Annotated in this window: 17 protein-coding genes and 1 riboswitch; of the genes, 6 read left to right on the top strand and 11 right to left on the bottom strand. The window is 40.0% G+C overall.

Features of this window, described 5'->3' with window-relative positions; translation table 11 throughout:
- Window positions 1-84: 84 nt before the first annotated feature.
- The 6 genes from GNT69_RS01710 to GNT69_RS01735 form a co-directional block, all read right to left on the bottom strand.
- Window positions 85-852, bottom strand: a complete 768-nt coding sequence (locus GNT69_RS01710; protein WP_203553211.1) for a VOC family protein — start codon at window positions 850-852, stop codon at window positions 85-87.
- Window positions 853-1662, bottom strand: coding sequence for a pyrroline-5-carboxylate reductase (gene proC, locus GNT69_RS01715; protein ID WP_203553212.1), 810 nt, complete (start codon window positions 1660-1662; stop codon window positions 853-855).
- Window positions 1663-1763: 101 nt separating this feature from the next.
- On the bottom strand, window positions 1764-2585 hold the full coding sequence (locus GNT69_RS01720) for a MetQ/NlpA family ABC transporter substrate-binding protein (protein WP_203553213.1): 822 nt from the start codon (window positions 2583-2585) through the stop codon (window positions 1764-1766).
- A 77-nt stretch (window positions 2586-2662) separates the two neighbouring features.
- Window positions 2663-3679: a uroporphyrinogen decarboxylase family protein gene (locus GNT69_RS01725; RefSeq protein WP_203553214.1), complete on the bottom strand. Its 1017-nt coding sequence runs from the start codon at window positions 3677-3679 to the stop codon at window positions 2663-2665.
- A 53-nt stretch (window positions 3680-3732) separates the two neighbouring features.
- Window positions 3733-4392: a methionine ABC transporter permease gene (locus GNT69_RS01730; RefSeq protein ID WP_203553215.1), complete on the bottom strand. Its 660-nt coding sequence runs from the start codon at window positions 4390-4392 to the stop codon at window positions 3733-3735.
- Window positions 4389-5408, bottom strand: coding sequence for a methionine ABC transporter ATP-binding protein (locus tag GNT69_RS01735; protein ID WP_203553936.1), 1020 nt, complete (start codon window positions 5406-5408; stop codon window positions 4389-4391). Before GNT69_RS01735 ends, GNT69_RS01730 begins: the two co-directional genes overlap by 4 nt.
- Before the next feature lie 276 nt (window positions 5409-5684).
- Here GNT69_RS01735 and GNT69_RS01740 point away from each other — a divergent pair, with 276 nt between their 5' ends.
- A complete protein-coding gene (locus GNT69_RS01740; RefSeq protein WP_203553216.1) occupies window positions 5685-7868 on the top strand; it encodes an EAL domain-containing protein in 2184 nt (727 codons plus the stop codon).
- 48 nt (window positions 7869-7916) lie between these two features.
- Here GNT69_RS01740 and GNT69_RS01745 read toward each other — a convergent pair whose 3' ends face one another.
- Both GNT69_RS01745 and glpK read right to left on the bottom strand, forming a co-directional pair.
- On the bottom strand, window positions 7917-9623 hold the full coding sequence (locus GNT69_RS01745; protein WP_203553217.1) for a glycerol-3-phosphate dehydrogenase/oxidase: 1707 nt from the start codon (window positions 9621-9623) through the stop codon (window positions 7917-7919).
- 273 nt (window positions 9624-9896) lie between these two features.
- Window positions 9897-11387 carry a glycerol kinase GlpK gene (glpK, locus tag GNT69_RS01750; RefSeq protein ID WP_203553218.1) on the bottom strand — a complete coding sequence of 497 codons (1491 nt, stop codon included), beginning with the start codon at window positions 11385-11387 and terminating at the stop codon, window positions 9897-9899.
- Between the two features lie 276 nt (window positions 11388-11663).
- Between glpK and GNT69_RS01755 the strand changes: the two genes are divergently transcribed.
- Window positions 11664-11981, top strand: coding sequence for a hypothetical protein (locus tag GNT69_RS01755; RefSeq protein WP_203553219.1), 318 nt, complete (start codon window positions 11664-11666; stop codon window positions 11979-11981).
- Window positions 11982-12159: 178 nt separating this feature from the next.
- Here the strand turns inward: GNT69_RS01755 and GNT69_RS01760 are convergent, their stop codons facing one another.
- The gene (locus tag GNT69_RS01760) at window positions 12160-12285 is read right to left on the bottom strand and encodes an anti-repressor SinI family protein (RefSeq protein WP_203553220.1); all 126 of its coding nucleotides are present in this window, start codon (window positions 12283-12285) and stop codon (window positions 12160-12162) included.
- 29 nt (window positions 12286-12314) lie between these two features.
- Window positions 12315-12395: riboswitch (cyclic di-GMP riboswitch) on the bottom strand.
- A gap of 185 nt (window positions 12396-12580) precedes the next feature.
- Window positions 12581-14092: an alpha/beta hydrolase gene (locus GNT69_RS01765; protein WP_203553221.1), complete on the bottom strand. Its 1512-nt coding sequence runs from the start codon at window positions 14090-14092 to the stop codon at window positions 12581-12583.
- A 280-nt stretch (window positions 14093-14372) separates the two neighbouring features.
- Between GNT69_RS01765 and GNT69_RS01770 the strand changes: the two genes are divergently transcribed.
- Window positions 14373-14567 (top strand): IDEAL domain-containing protein, encoded by a 195-nt coding sequence (locus GNT69_RS01770; protein ID WP_203553222.1) that lies wholly within the window; start codon window positions 14373-14375, stop codon window positions 14565-14567.
- Between the two features lie 73 nt (window positions 14568-14640).
- On the opposite strand, the gene GNT69_RS01775 is transcribed toward GNT69_RS01770, so the two are convergent.
- Entirely contained in the window at window positions 14641-15546 is a 906-nt protein-coding gene (locus GNT69_RS01775) for an AEC family transporter (RefSeq protein WP_203553223.1), read from the bottom strand.
- A gap of 329 nt (window positions 15547-15875) precedes the next feature.
- Here GNT69_RS01775 and GNT69_RS01780 point away from each other — a divergent pair, with 329 nt between their 5' ends.
- The 3 genes from GNT69_RS01780 to GNT69_RS01790 all read left to right on the top strand — a co-directional run bounded on the left by GNT69_RS01780 (window position 15876) and on the right by GNT69_RS01790 (window position 16547).
- The gene (locus GNT69_RS01780) at window positions 15876-16091 is read left to right on the top strand and encodes a DUF1659 domain-containing protein (protein WP_203553224.1); all 216 of its coding nucleotides are present in this window, start codon (window positions 15876-15878) and stop codon (window positions 16089-16091) included.
- 29 nt (window positions 16092-16120) lie between these two features.
- Window positions 16121-16339: a DUF2922 domain-containing protein gene (locus tag GNT69_RS01785; RefSeq protein WP_203553225.1), complete on the top strand. Its 219-nt coding sequence runs from the start codon at window positions 16121-16123 to the stop codon at window positions 16337-16339.
- A 64-nt stretch (window positions 16340-16403) separates the two neighbouring features.
- The gene (locus tag GNT69_RS01790) at window positions 16404-16547 is read left to right on the top strand and encodes a YvrJ family protein (protein WP_203553226.1); all 144 of its coding nucleotides are present in this window, start codon (window positions 16404-16406) and stop codon (window positions 16545-16547) included.
- The last annotated feature ends 45 nt before the right edge of the window (window positions 16548-16592 follow it).

A 16592-nucleotide genomic window follows, 5' to 3' on the forward strand; every position in this document is an offset into this window, starting at 1 on the left:
TACTGATTGAGGTTCCTATAGCTATTGTATGTCACCACGATTACTCTTTTTTACTGAAATGGGCTTGAAGAATCATTCTTCCTCTTAAAACCTATATTCACCTTCGCCAATCGTGATTGTTTTTCCTGTTAATTGTTCAGATTCTGTCTGAAAAACGAGCTGTTTTAAGCCAACTACAGCATTATTTTTAAAAATAAATGATTGCTCGCCAATTTGCAGCGTTGCTTCGCCTTCCTCCGATGAAGCAACCTTGTTAAGTCCGAACAACTCGCTCCAATGCTTCGCCGTTAATGCGGCATCCTTTACATAAAAAACAGCTTCTTGAATTTCCGTTTCTCCGGCAGGATGGGGTTGAATCGTTCCCGACTTCGTCATGCTTTCTAAGCGGTCCGCATCTGTTCCCTTCCACTGAATGATAAACGGGTACGGCAGTCCGTGGAAATCGCCTTGAATCGTCATCATCCGCCACTCAATCAATTCACCTTTAGCATTTACCCGCTTGCTGTCCATAATTGGCGACAGCTTTAAGCCATGTGCCCGCAAAGAAACTGCAAGCTCATCAATATCATCCGTCCTGAGCGCAACCCGGCTGAAAGCCTCCTGTTCAGGTAAATAACTAAGCGAATCTTTCACGACGACATGGGTTGAATCCGTTTGTTCAACGAGCGTCCGATTTTCGATTCCTAAAAATTCAATATACGTTAAGCCAAAATAACTAAGCGCATTATACGTTCCCCATTGTACATGGGAACCACCATGAAAAGCAGCTAAACCATTGTCTGTAAATACACGAATACTTTCATCCAAATCATTTACATAATGAACAACATGATCCCATTTTAAAGCGGCCACTTACCGTTCCTCCCCTAATTCCGTTGTCCGTTTCACCGCTGCTAAAACACTTCTTTGTAAACCCGCAGCAAAATCACTATTATTTAATTCATGCAAAGCGTGAATGCCTACGCCACCTTGGGAATTATTAATATCGAGCAACTGTCTCGGGTGCTTTCCAGTTTGTTTGAGCATTTCCACTGCCCCGGCCACGTTTTCTAATGTCACTTGCCACGCTTGCTCACGTGGAATTCCTGCTAATACACCAGCATCAGCTAATGACTCAATAAAATAATAAACATAATTTGGCCCGCAAACCCCAAAGCCTGTAAACGTATCAATCAATGCTTCTTCAATATAAAGAACTTTGCCAAAACCATTTAAAAACGCATCTACTTGTTCTGTCGTCGCAAGCGAATTCAATGCCACGCCGCTGTAGCCTAAGCCTGTATCTGTTAATGTATTCGGGATGACGCGAACAATCGGATGCTCCCCGCCTAAATACCGAGCGAATTTCTCGATCGTTACTCCGGCAACAATCGATAAGATGACTGCAGTTGGTTTTGCATGCTCATGAATGAACTTTCCTAACGATGCTAAATCGTCTTGTGGTCGTACAGCAACGACGATGATCCCTGCTTCGCGAATCGCCTCATCTTGTTGAACAGGAGACAGGACCCCATATGTATCGTGTAAAAATTGTTCGCGCGTTTCACGAAGGTCGGAAACACTAATATTCTTCGCTGCAATCGTTCCATTATTAATCACGGCACGGATCATTGCTTCTGCCATCTGTCCGCCACCAATAAAATGAATTAGTTCTGTTGTCATTCTTTTTCGCTCCTTTTTTTCGATTCCCAATTAAAAATTCCTTTTCCTGCTATATGGCTAAAGAAGGACGGTTTCTTCAAACCGTCCTAAAATTGCTATTTTTAATTCCAAGCTTCACTAAGAATAAATCCATCGTATTTTTCTTCTGAGCGGATATATTCTTCGAATTCAGCAGATTCATAGGCATCAATTAAATCTTTTGCCCATTGAGTGTCTTTATCTTCTTCATTGACTGACACGATAATGCGATGTTCTTTAGGTGTATTTTCGATTTGTAATGCATCACTGATTTTTTTCCCTGCGCTCGCGATATAGTTGCCGTTTACCACTCCGAAGTCAACATCAGCTAAAGAAACTAAAATTTGTGCTGGATCAAGAATTTTAAAGTCAATATCATATTTGTCAGGGTGAACACTTCTCATGTTGAAGTCTGTTGTACCCGCGTCATCATCAACAGTTACCCAACCTAAGTCTTCTAAAATTCTTACGGCACGTTCTTGGTTAACGGGGTCATTCGGCAATGCAATCGTCGTTCCATCTTGGACAACATCTAATGTATCATAATTAACAGAGTACAAGCCTTGAGGTGCGGTCGGAACAAATACGATTCCAGTCATATTCGCACCAATTTCTTTATTGATCCCTTCCATATAAGCTGTGCTTTGGAACACACTTGCATCAATTGAGCCTTCTTTCATCGCAGGGTTCACTTGCATATTTTGCGAGAAAACCTTCATTTCAATTTCATATCCCTTTTCTTCCATGATTGGTAAAATGCTATTGCGGAATTGCTCTTCATATGTTCCGACACCAAAGCCAACTACTAATTTCGTTTTTTCTTCACCGCCAGAAGCTTCTTCACTTCCGCATGCAGCAAGAAGCAAGACCGCCCCTAATAATACAGCTAAAAATAATTTCTTCATGTCATTTTCCTCCAATATTTCTCTCATATTTTCTATTAAACTTCTTTTATCTTCATTTCTTAGAAACTTGTTAATTCTTACTTGACTGTCTGCTTAAATTCCGTCAAAGCGACTTCTGAGGCATTTGGTGGCACCGCACAATTTGGAGCGAGCATAAATGGTTCGTCTTTCATCTGTGTTAATGCCACTTCGGCCTCAAGTCGGATTTTCGCCGCATCACTTTCATTAAAATAGCGATGGTCGACGCCACCAACTTTTGTTGCTTTTAAGCTTGCACTTATATCCGCATTGCCCTCCGCCTTTGTATCCCAGCTGATGCCATCAATCGCATAATCATTGAATAACTCTGGTTTCGCATAGTCGCCGCATGTGTGCATAATATTTTTTTTATGACGCGCCGCTTCTAAAACAATTAGATCATACGGACGTGAAAACTCATTAAATTGCTGAAGATCGAAAAGCTTGTGATGCGCTGTCCCAGTCACTGCGTAAAAAAGACCATCGATTCCTGCCTTGTCTAATTCGGAAACATAGTCGGCCATCGTTAACGCAATCGCATGCAACGCCTTATGCACTCCTGCGCGATTATCAACGAATAAAGCTTCCAATGACACCTTTTCTTCGCTTCCATAAAGTTGTTGATTCACATAAAAAGCTCGTCCCGCAATAAAGAGTAAAACAGTCAGCGGTGAAAAAACGGTTTGAATAATTGGTGTATCAGGAAGGCCTTGACGAATTCTCCTCACTGCTTCCAATTGTTCGAGCAATGGAGCAGAGCTGTTTACATCCTGCCTCTCTATGCTCCACACCTCTTTTGGTGCATTGATTGTTGCTGATAATTGCTTTGGAAACACCCATTCATAATCGTTAAAGTCAAAACGATTGCCCCACACCTCTGAAAGATAGGTGGCCCGTGGATTGATTTTCATCCAATCCCAATTATATTTATTCGTAAACTCGATCGTCGCCGTGGCCAAATCTTCGGCACTTTGCTCTTTATCCAAAAAATGCTTCCAAGCGCTAACGGTCGGGCGATCGGCCTTTTCTCCTGAAAGAAGTGCCTCAAAACGCTCCTTTTTCGTCCATTGTCCCAATGTTGTTCTCTCCTTTACGATGTCTATACTATTTTCCTGTATTCGATAGATTGTTAATCTCTTCTAATCTTCTTTGCTACTAAGTTTCCAAATGATTGAATTCCTTGCACGAAAATAATTAAGAAAATGACCGTACTCACCATCGCAAAGGTATCAAATCGTTGATAACCGAAGACGATTGCCAAGTCACCGACTCCGCCTCCGCCGACCGTTCCAGCCATTGCGGTCGCACCAATTAATGTAATCGTACTCGTCGTCAATGATAAAACCAATGAACTTAACGCTTCTGGCAGCATGAAATGCCAAATGATTTGGAACGGTGTCGCCCCCATCGCTTCCGCAGCCTCAATGATTCCCGGATTAACCTCTAACAGGGAGTTTTCAACTAAACGCGCAATAAATGGCGCGATAAAGATAATGAGTGGAACAATTGCTGCACTCGTCCCAATCGAGGTTTGGACAATCATTCGCGTTAAAGGAATAATCGCTACCATTAATATGATAAATGGCAATGAGCGAACAGTGTTGATAATCGGATTAAGTACGGAATAAATAATTTTATTTTCTAAAATTCCGCTTGGGCGCGTGACAACGAGTAAAATCCCTAATGGAATCCCAATTAACGACCCGATTCCGAGGGAAACGCCAACCATGAGCAACGTATCAGAAATCGCTTGTAAAAATTGATCGAGCGTAATCGTTGTTGAAATCATTTTGCTACCTCCTCGACAAATAAGCTATGTTTCTGTAAATATTCAAGTGCCGCTTGTACTTGCTCGCCACGGCCCTTTAGGTCGAGGTACATAATCACTAGCGTCGTTTCTTGGATTTCAGTTGTATTCGCAAATAATACGTTGACTTCGATCTCATAGTTTTTAATCAAATGATTTAAAATCGGTGTTGAAACAGATTCGCCGACAAGCTCAATTTTTACCCGCTTGCTATCTGTACTAACAGGCAGTTTGTTTTCGACACTTGGGGTAATTCGATTGCGAATCACTGTTTGAACGAAATACTGTGTTGAAGGATGCTTCGGCTGGCCAAACACCTCTAAGACGGAACCTTGTTCAATGATTTCCCCCATTTCCATGACAGCCACTTTGTTGCAAATTTCCTGAATCACACCCATCTCATGAGTAATAATCATAATCGTAATTCCGTACTCTTGATTGACTCTTTTAAGTAAATTCAAAATCGATTGCGTTGTTTGCGGGTCCAGAGCGGAAGTTGCCTCATCACAAAGGAGAATCGATGGATTGGAAGCCAATGCGCGGGCAATTCCGATTCGCTGCTTCTGTCCACCTGATAATTCATTCGGATAGTTGTCAGCTTTTTCGCTTAAGCCAACAAATTCAAGTAGCTCCATTACACGCTCACGAATTTCTGCTTTGTTTACTTTCGATAAAACCAATGGCATCGCAACATTTTGATAAATTGTTTTTGATTCTAGTAGATTAAAATGTTGAAAAATCATGCCGATGTTTTTCTTCATCGTCCGTAATTCTTTTACATTAAGTTGATCAAGCGACTTCCCATTGACCACCACATGTCCCTTTGTTGGCTTTTCTAAATAATTGACTAAACGAATTAACGTACTTTTCCCGGCGCCGCTATAACCAATTACCCCGAAGATATCTCCCTTTTCGACTTTAAGGTTAATGCCCTTAAGCGCCTCTGTGGTAATGCCTTTCCGTTCAAATGTTTTATATATATTTTTCATTTCAATCAATGCCATCTTCAAAATCCCCTTCAATGAAGCTAAATTCTTCCATATCAACAAAGCTTATGTGTTTACTCGGAATTAAAATGTAAACCAATACTAACACTCCCTTTTTAATAAATCAATTAAAAAACTACTTGTTCACAAAACGGACAAAAGTTTTTTAAAAATAATAATCTCATAGATTACTTTTGACTATTTCAATTGTCACAATACTTTATGATTTCCACAGTCCATTTTCAGCCGTTTCCTGTATAGTAAAAAATGGATAGGAGTGAGTGAATAGTGGAGTGGAACCGTGCAACAGATGGCAATCTATTCATAAAGCAAAACCTCGAAGCGGAGCAAGCCGAGCCTAATGATTTTCGGCATGCAAGGGATCAATGGAGCCATCCCTCTGAAACAGACGAAACAAAGATTCTTATAAATGAAAAGACTATATATGCAGTTGACCAAGCAATGAACGTTGTGCTCACCGACAAAAACGGGAAAATTTTATATGGAAACCAAAACATTTATGACTTAACCCTTTATAAACCAGCAGAATTACTCGGAAGGACGCCGCGAATTTTTAATGCTGGCTATCACTCGAAGGAGTTTTTCCAAGAATTATGGGAGACAATCCTTTCTGGGGAGATATGGCGAGGAGAGCTCAAAAATCGGCGAAAAGACGGGAGCATCATTTGGGTACGAATGATTATTACCCCTTTGCTTGACAAAAATAGTAAGCCCTTTCAATTTCTTGCCTTAAAGGAAGATATTACTGAAAAAAAGGAAATTGAGTTTCGCTTGGCGCAAAAAGATAAGCAATTGAGCGCGTTAACGAATAACTCCTATGATATTGTCGGCATTACTGATAAAGATGGCAAAGTCTTCTATTTAAATCCTGCGTTTGAGCGCGTTCTTGGCTATGAACCTTACGAAACAGTTGATTCAAATATGATGAATTATTTTGTCGTTGACGATGAATATTTTTGGGAGAAAATGCTTCATCATCTATTAGAGCATCCACATGAGTCAGTCAGATGTCAGCTAAAGTGTCAGCATAAAGATGGATCTGTTCGCTGGTGTGACGCAGCTTTTACGAACTATCTTGATGATCCACATATTCACGGAATTGTTTTTAACTTAAGGGATTATACCCAACAAAAGGAAGCGACGGATATTATTCATCATCTCGCTAATTATGATTATTTAACAAGTTTGCCAAACCGCCGTCATTTTGAAAATCAGTTAAGAGAGGCAATCAAAGTTATCGACGCGACAAAGGGTCAATTGGCCTTGCTCTTTTTAGACTTAGACGGATTCAAAAATATTAACGACACACTCGGACATGAAGTTGGTGATCGATTATTGCAGGAAGTCGGTCATCGAATCTCAAGTATCTTCCATAACAAAGCCTTCGTCGGCCGATTGGGCGGCGATGAGTTTGCAATCATCCTGCGAAACTTTGAGAATAAAGAACAACTTATCGAAATTGTTGATTCGCTCGTTCAGTCTTTTCAACCTGCGTTTACGGTTGGAGATTATGAGCTAAATGTATCCACAAGTATTGGCATTAGCCTTTATCCTACAGCAGGGCGAAATTTAAAAGCATTGTTAAAAAACGCAGATATTGCGATGTACCAAGCAAAACAACAAGGGAAAAATCAATATCAGCTTTATCATCCTTCAATGGAAAAAAACCGCTTTAAATTATTTTTATTAAAAAATGATTTAAACCAAGCGCTTGAAAAAGAACAATTCTTTATGGTTTATCAACCGCGAATTGAACCGAATAGCACGAAAATTGTTGGCGCAGAAGCGCTCATTCGCTGGTCCCACCCAGAACTCGGCTTTGTTTCCCATCTTGAGTTTATTCAATTTGCCGAAGAATCGGGGTTTATCATTCCACTTGGCGAATGGATTTTAAAGAACGTATTCACCCAAGTGCAAGACTGGCAAAGACAAGGATTGCCAAAAATAAAGGTATCCGTCAATATATCTGTGATGCAGTTAATGCACCTCAATTTCATCAAAAGTGTAAAAAAAATCCTTAAAGAAACGGGTTTGGACCCAAAATGGATTGAGTTTGAAATTCCCGAAAAAGTCCTTTTTCATAAAAAGGACCAAGTGATCAAGTCATTAGCGGGGATTAAAGATTTAGGGATAACCCTGGCCCTTGACAATTTTGGGACGGGATATTCGTTTTTAAATTATGTATCTAAACATAATTTTGATGTCATTAAATTGGATCGCAGCATTATTGATGATATTCAAACGAGTGAAGTGAGTTATGAAGTCGTTATGTCGATCATCCAACTCGCACAAAAGTTAAATAAACACATCGTAGCTGGTGGAATCGAAACAGCTAGCCAGCAAGAATTAGTGACAAAAATGGGTTTTAACGAATCACAAGGATTTTACTTTAGCAAACCAATCGATACAAAGCGATTTGAAAAGTTATTGATGCAGGAAAATGAAGCATAATAGGAAAGAGTGAGAGAGTCATTGTTTGGCTAAAATCTCTCACTCTCTTTATTCACGCGGAGTTGTGTTGTGTTGCTCTATCCCTTCATCATCCTTCCCTTCTGAACTTGGAACAACAGCCCCGGTTAATGCTTTTTCTAATTCCTCCGTATGTTGCTCTTTCGCTTCTTCCGTCCAATTAAATTGATCAGCCATGTAGTGAATCACTTGTTTTTTCCATTTCCTCACTAATTGAATATTAAATAAAAGAGCTCCTGTGCGGCGATTGAAGAAATCGAGCGGTGTTGCGGCCATTTCTTCTTCGATGGCATAGACGAGCTTAGCAAATAGTTTGAGAGGCAAACCATACTCCTCAGCCTTTGCGTTATTTTTAGTAAGAAGTTCGTATACTTTGCCAACATTTGAACCATAAGCCCTTGCTAAATGTTCGGCTTCTTCCTTGTTCAATCCGGTCGCGACACCCGTTTCGATTTGTTGTGCCACATAGGCAGCAAACTGAGCAGAGCCACCGACATTCCCACCTGAAATTGGCAAATGTTTTGTTTGACACGCTGGGAACACCCTACCTTGCCCCGATTTAAATTTCTCGGCAAGCAAATCGACAATCATTTCTGCCATTTTCCGGTATCCCGTTAATTTCCCGCCGGCAATCGTGAATAAGCCCGAATTCGACTCCCAAATCTCGTCTTTCCGGGAGATTTCTGAAGGGTTTTTCCCATCTTCGTAGATGAGCGGACGGATGCCAGCCCAGCTCGATTCAATATCTTCTTCGGTTATTTGGACATCAGGGAACATGTAATGAATGGCGTCGATGATATATTTGCGATCCTCAATTGTCATTTTAGGATTAACTGCATCTTCATTATAAAAAGTATCGGTCGTCCCAACATATACTTTGCCATCCCTTGGAATCGCAAACATCATCCGTCTGTCTGGTGTGTCAAAATAAACCGCTTGTTTTAGCGGAAAACGGGATTGATCAATGACAATATGAACCCCTTTAGAGAGTTGTAATGTTTTCGCTTTTTTTGATTGATCCATTTCACGAATATCATCGACCCACGGACCTGCCGCATTAATGATTTTTTCAGCGTGCACTTCAAATTTTTCACCTGTTAACCGATCTTCGATGAGCGCACCAACAATCTTTTCATGTTCATAGATCAGCTCGGTGACTTTCGTGTAATTGCTTACGATTGCGCCGTGTTCAGCGGCTGCCTTTATCACTTCAATCGTTAATCTGGCATCATCGGTACGATATTCGACATAATAGCCGCCACCTTTTAACCCGTTCCTTTTAATGAGTGGTTCTTTCGTTAACGTTTCCTCGACTGATAGCATTGAACGGCGTTCTGCTTTCTTTACTCCTGCTAAAAAGTCATATACCCGCAGGCCAATGGATGTCATGAACGGTCCGAATGTGCCGCCTTCGTGCAACGGCAGCAACATCCTCTCTGGCGTCGTTACGTGGGGGCCATTTTCATAAACAATCGCTCGTTCCTTTCCAACCTCCGCGACTATTTTTACTTCGTATTGCTTTAAATAGCGGAGACCACCATGAACAAGTTTGGTTGAACGGCTTGAAGTTCCTGCGGCAAAATCTTGCATCTCGACAAGCGCAATCTCCATTCCACGTGTTGTTGCATCTAAGGCAATGCCTGCACCCGTAATTCCACCGCCAATGACCAATACATCAAAGTTTTTCGTTTTTAATTTATGAACGATTTCTGCCCGATTTACATTTGAACATTTCATCTTTTTCATCTCCCCTGACGTTAATAGCATATTATCAAAACGTGTATATATTGTTAATTGACGATAAAGAAAACTCGCCGCTTCGCGATGACAGATGCACAATTTCATTGATATGCGATTAGCTAAAAAAGACCGCAAATACACTATCGTTTAGCGATAATGTTTTTACGGTCTCTCCATGTCTCCTACCATATATTAACTTAATTGTATTTTACAATAGAAAGCGGTTATTTAGTTAGTTTTTGCCCGAATAGTAATTATTTCTTTCCGTGATTATTTAAACAACATTGCCGCTTTCACTGCTTTTTTCCAGCCTTCATAAAGTTCATTCCGATCTTCTTCTGCCATCTTTGGTTCGAATTTGCGATCGATGGCCCATTGCTTAGCAATTTCCTCTTGGCTTTCCCAAAAACCAACAGCAAGCCCTGCTAAATATGCTGCCCCTAATGCTGTCGTTTCATTTACAATCGGTCTTTCGACAGGGACATTAAGAAGATCACTCTGGAACTCCATTAAGAAATTATTTTTAACAGCGCCGCCATCAACACGAAGACCTTTCAAAACGATTCCTGAATCTGCCTCCATTGCCGATAACACATCTTTCGTTTGATAAGCAAGTGATTCAAGTGTTGCCCGAATGAAATGTTCCTTCGTCGTCCCACGAGTTAACCCAAACACCGCACCACGAACATCACTGTCCCAATAGGGAGTTCCTAAACCAACGAAGGCCGGGACAACGTAAACGCCATCTGTAGAAGCAACCTTTGTCGCATATTCCTCACTATCTGAAGCGCTTTTGACCATGCGTAAGCCGTCACGCAGCCACTGAATCGCGGAACCAGCTACGAAAATACTTCCTTCCAAGGCATATTCTACTTTTCCATTCAATCCCCAAGCAATTGTTGTTAGCAAGCCATGTTTAGATTTCACAGCTTTTTCACCTGTGTTCATTAACATGAAGCAGCCGGTTCCGTAAGTATTCTTCGCCATCCCTGTCCCGTAACAAGCTTGACCGAATAACGCTGCTTGCTGATCTCCTGCTGCCCCGGCAATTGGTACTTCTTTCCCAAAAAAATGATAATCTACCGTGTTTGCATAAATTTCTGATGATGGGCGAACGTCTGGCAGCATTGATTTCGGAATATCGAGAATCTTGAGCAATTGATTATCCCAGTTCAGTTCATGAATATTGTACATAAGCGTTCTTGATGCATTGGAATAATCTGTAACATGCGCACGCCCACCTGACAGCTTCCAAATCACCCAAGTATCAATCGTCCCAAACAGAAGCTCTCCTTTCTCCGCTTTTTCACGTGCCCCTTCGACATTGTCCAGGATCCATTTTACTTTTGTACCCGAGAAATAAGCGTCAATCAGCAAGCCGGTTTTTTCACGGAACGTCTCAACATATCCTTTTTCCTTTAACTCCTCACAAATATCACTTGTTTGTCTTGATTGCCAGACAATCGCATTATATACAGGTATACCTGTTGTTTTATCCCAGACGACGGTTGTTTCCCGTTGATTGGTAACCCCAATCCCTGCGACTTGCTCAGGCCTTACTCCTGACTCCGATAAAATTTCGGCAATGACCGATAAAATTGAGCCCCAAATTTCATTTGCATTATGCTCAACCCAGCCTGGTTTTGGAAAATATTGTGTAAATTCCCTTTGTGCGGTAAAAGCAATTTCCCCATTTTTATTAAAAAGAATCGCGCGAGAGCTTGTTGTTCCTTGATCTAAAGATAAAATATACCTTTTCATTTGAAGTTCCCCCAGTACATTTCGCTATTTTCATTTTAACAGAAGAAACTGGCGGAATTGTGAAACTACATTCTATGTATTTCCCTATATCCTGTCATCAACATTCCTGATTCGCTAAAGCATTTCTCAAAATCAATAGATTCGCGGCGGTTTTCAAGAGAAATTGACGATGAAAAATAAAGCTTTCGTCAAAGGAATCCTCCCTTTTATATGGAATTAATCTGTTACAGGGAATAAAACCCTAACACTTTTTCGGAAAGGTAGTGAAATGAACGTATGATCTTGATCATGAAACACCAAACCGTACCTGCCTATGTCAATGGAACTACTCGTAGAGAAGCTGAAAAAGTCCGCGAGCGGATGAAGATGTCGATGGTGAAAATGACAGAAAAAGTGCAGATCGCAACCGAAAAGGTGGCATTACAAGGAAGCTTAAAATTCAAACATAGAAATCGAATCTCAAGTCTAATTCGAATCCAAATCGAGGGTGTGAAGCAAAAACTGTGGTCCATCTCACCTGCCGCCTTACAATTTATTGGTCCAGGTGATTATGATGCAACTCCAAAAAGAGGAAGGAGGGAACTTCAAAATTAATAATAAAAACTAAATAGTAAGAACAGATGCAACCCCATTCATGCAGCCGCCTTCTGCATTGAAACGTGCAAGCGCTCCTATCCTGCCAAGCGCTTGCACGTTTAAAAAATCTAATTGTTATTGCTGAAAACATCCATTAGCTTAGAAAAATTAATAGACGACCATTATTAGGCTGCTGCTAATCTTTCAGCTGCCCAGTTGCTAAAAATGCTTTAATTTCACTCACAGGGATCCCCATTTCTAACGCTTCGATAATTAGATCAACCCAATCTTGATCAAGTTTTTCTTCCGTTTTATTTGTCATCTTTTCCCCCTAAAATACTAATCTGTATTCCAGGCAGTCCAGCCGTCTAAAAAATCTATAGACCTGTGACTTTGCGTCCCTATTTCACAATAGGTTTGCCCTTGACTGACTAAAAACCATCTATAAGGACTATGAAAATTATGAGGATATTCCCTTGTGAACATCTTTAGATGGAATTTTCTTAATATTTAACACTACAAATAGTACCAAATACCTCATTACAGATTCATTACAGAAACTAATTGTAAAGGACTTAATCACGATAAAAAATAGAATGACTGTGTGTAAAGTGTGATTATGTTGATGATGGATAAAGTGGTTCTAAACTTGAATCATAACTTAAGGCAATCTGAAAATAATATGCGGCATTGTTTTCATCTTTTTTCTGTTTATATCTAGTTACGAGATAAAGAGCCATTTCTGTCCATTCTCTCTCAAGCCAATTTTGGAGATTCAAGGCCCACTCTTCATAGATTCCTGGCATCGCATTTTCCGTACGTTCAATTAATAACTGCTTATATCGCTCTAGTTTTTTCTCGCTTTCCTCCATCCCTTTCGCTTCTTTAATAGCTGTTATATAATCCACTAAGTCAGACCGAATATTTGCACGCAAAAAAAGATGTTCTCGATCCGTCCCAAGAATTTCCGATGATTGATTTTTCTCGGTTTCTAAAAGATTTTTCAAATAATGAATCGATACGCGCAGCCGATTTCGCGCGTTTTCAAGCTCAACCTCAGGCCATAGTAAGTCAGAAAGCTGATCACGAGTGGCCGACCTATGAAACACAAGATATAGGAGAAGTTGTTTCGCCTTCCGCTTGCCCCACCCGCTGTCAATCCGTTTTCCGTTTATTTTCACTTGAAATCCGTTCATAATATTTACTTCCAATTCATTGATATAAATGGGTGGTTCCAATTCATCTTGTCGGAGCAGTCCTCTAATTTCCGAATATAATTGTGAAGTTAACTGCCTTTGATAATCAAGATCAATTATTTTGTAATTTCTATCCGGCTTCTTTTTATCTATGAATTGAATCATCCACTCTGCTACCAACTGTGGTTGATCCATTTGAATCATGAAAGATGCGAGCGGGACTGTATAATATCTTGCATCCAGATTAAAGTTCAGGCTGACACAAAATAATTCCGGAGGATAAAGAGCATCTTCAGAACCAGATAAAATAAGGATCGGTACGGTAATCTCTCGTAAGCGTTTTGCACTTTTATAGAAGTCATCGGTATTAAAAAGATCAAAATAAACATCTGGCGAAACTTGTTGGCAGGAGCGAAGCAGGATTTTTCCTTTTTCTTCTGTTAGAGGATAACAAATGCATTCCACTATTTCCTCCACCAACGGCATCATTGTTTTCCCACCTTGTGTCATGTCTTTTTGCCGTTTGACAATTTCATCTCCGAGCTGTTTAGGATAATGGACGGGAACTCCCATTAAGATTAGCGTTTGTAAGTTCACTACGTTCTTGGCTGCCAGTTGAATCCCAGCAAACCCACCATATCCGTGACAAACTAAATGAAAGGAGGAAATATTCAATTCCTCTATGAGGAACGAAAGATCATCGCATAATTGGTCCAGTGTACACTTCTCTATACCTGCATCACTTTTCCCATGACCGCGTAAATCGTAACGAAGAATATGATAGTTTGGACGTAAATACGGAAGGATTAAATCCCATGAATGCATATCCAAACCTACAGCGTGAATAAGGACCATCACTTCTTTTGCATGAGGATTTTCCGCTTTTATCCACTCATAATGAATATTAATGCATCCCTTTTTTATAAAGACCAAAAAGATTCCCCTCCCTCATGTCCAAGATCAATAGCCAAAATTAACATTATATATTATCATTTTCGACATCAACTTTTTACTTCCTGTCTAAATTGAAAGTTATTTGTCCTTTTCCCCATGTAAAAAGTCATCAGTCATTGCTTATGTCGTAAGTCTTTATTGCAGATCGCTTATAAACGAAAAAGGATTCCGATACAATGTCAGATTTTGATGAATTAAATTTTTTGAATTTTAAAACAATTTGCGATATAATAGAAAAAAGGTCAAGGAGCTGATTATATTGGAAAAAAAGACACTTAATACCCCTAAACACAAACTTATCAACATGCCTTCCCTATTCGCCGAAATGGTGTTAGATCAAGCTTTACGCGACTTCAAAAAAGAAAAACTCCAACAGAAAATCGATCAGTCATTACAAAGGAAAAACAAAAAAGAATTTATGAGATTAACTGAAGAGTTAAAAAAGCTCTCATAATTCGCAAATGTAAAGGAAAACCACCCGGTTGGATGGTTTTCATTTACTGTTACGACCTTTTTAGGCTCATTTATTAAGCTCCTAACAAATACAATGTAACCGGAATCGTAACAATGCTAATCAGCGTTGTAATTAACGTCGTAAACGAGATTAAATCCGGCTCAACCTCAAATTGAACAGCTAGTATCGTCGTATTCGCAGCCACCGGCATCGCAGCTAATAAAATAAATACTACTTTTACCATCTCATCTACCGGCATAAATAGGACAAGTACTCCTGCAATCAATGGGGAGAGGAACATTCGCGTAAGAATAACGGTATTTACATACTTCCATTCAAATTTCTGCGGGCGGATTTCAGCTAATTGCATCCCTAGAATGAGCATCACAGTCGGAATGGAGGCCGCACCGACTAAACTAATTCCATCAATAATCGTTGATGGCAATTCAAGTTGAACTCGCTGGAAGAAGACTCCTAGTAACAACCCATAAAGGACAGGCATTTTCCCCATCCTTAACAACGCCTCTTTCACCGATGCTGATTTAGCTCCCCCATAGGACGAAATGAAGATTCCGATTGAATTAATTAGCAGTCCGTGAATTACCATTAAGATAACTGCATAGTCAAAAGGAATCAATCCAAAGGCAAACAAGACAACTGGCGCCCCATAGTTTCCACTATTAGGGAATATTGATCCTAACATCATCGCCGCCATATGCGCTCGATCGGCTTTGATCCATTTCCCAATGACAAACGTAATCGCAATTAACACGAGGACAAGGATAAGTGAAAAAACAAATAAATAGAAAAAATCCATGTTTAACGGATTAACATAAAACGTCTCAAACGTTAAAAACGGGATCATTAAATACAAAGCCATCGTTGAAATCGACTTAATATGTAATTGAAGCACCTTTTGGCCGACATAGCCGGCTGTAAAAATAAGAAAAGCCGGCAAGATAATTAAAATTAAATCCATTCTCGATAGCTTCCTTTCCATAAAAGAGACTTAAAGTTACCTATTTAAATAGACACCTATGAAAAAGGATACAATATTTAACATGAAAGCGAAAGCAAACTTTCTTAAAATAGTAAGTTTAACGTTTATCGGATTATATCTAAGCCTTCTTTTCATTAGCAAAATATAAAACACATCTTTTTAATCGACTAATCCCAATAACTAGCTGTTTTCACAGACTATACACACTGCATTCCCTTGCCCAAACCTTTCTCTAAAGATTATTCCTCTCCCCCCTGTCCTTTTCCTGCCTTACTCACTATATATAGAGTGAAAGGAGGTGAGGGACAATGGCACAAGCGATGTTAATAAGCTCGAGATTGAATTTAGTGTTTGAAACGGGAATGAATGACAAAGGAGAGCCGATTTTCAAAGGAAAGTCGTACGCGAATGTACGAAAAGAAGCGACAGCCGATCAATTGCATCAAGCGGCAACCGCACTAAGCGGGTTAAGTGCATATCCACTAAGTTCAGTTCAACGAACAGATCAACATGATATTGTTTAATGATTTAAAAGTGGAAGGAGGGGAATAGAATGACGAAAACATTGGAATTACAATTTGTGACCGATCTTGGGAAAACCGCAAGATTAACGGTTGAAAACCCGACAGAACCGATTAACGAAGCTGCCGTAAAGACGGCGATGGAAAGCATTATTGAAGCAAATGCATTCTTCTCAAGCCAAGGAAATCTTGTTGCTGTTGGCGGTGCACGTGTCATTGAACGCAATGTCATAGATTATGAAATTGTGTAACGGTAAGTGGGCCGGTTTCCGATAGGAGCCGGCTTTTTTTATTGATAGGAAAGGAGGGAAAAACATGCAAGAATTCATTCCGCTCTTAAGTGAAGTCGGATTTCCGATTGTCGTCACATTGTTTTTGCTTCACCGGATTGAAGCAAAACTCGACACGGTCGTTCAATCGATTCAGGGCCTACCTGACCGGATGAATGAGAAAGTTTAATAATATTTATTTTCAAAGATTTCATAAAAAAACAAAAAGGGGAAT

Source organism: Bacillus sp. B15-48 (genome assembly GCF_016879755.1).
Lineage (GTDB): Bacteria > Bacillota > Bacilli > Bacillales > Cytobacillaceae > Mesobacillus_B.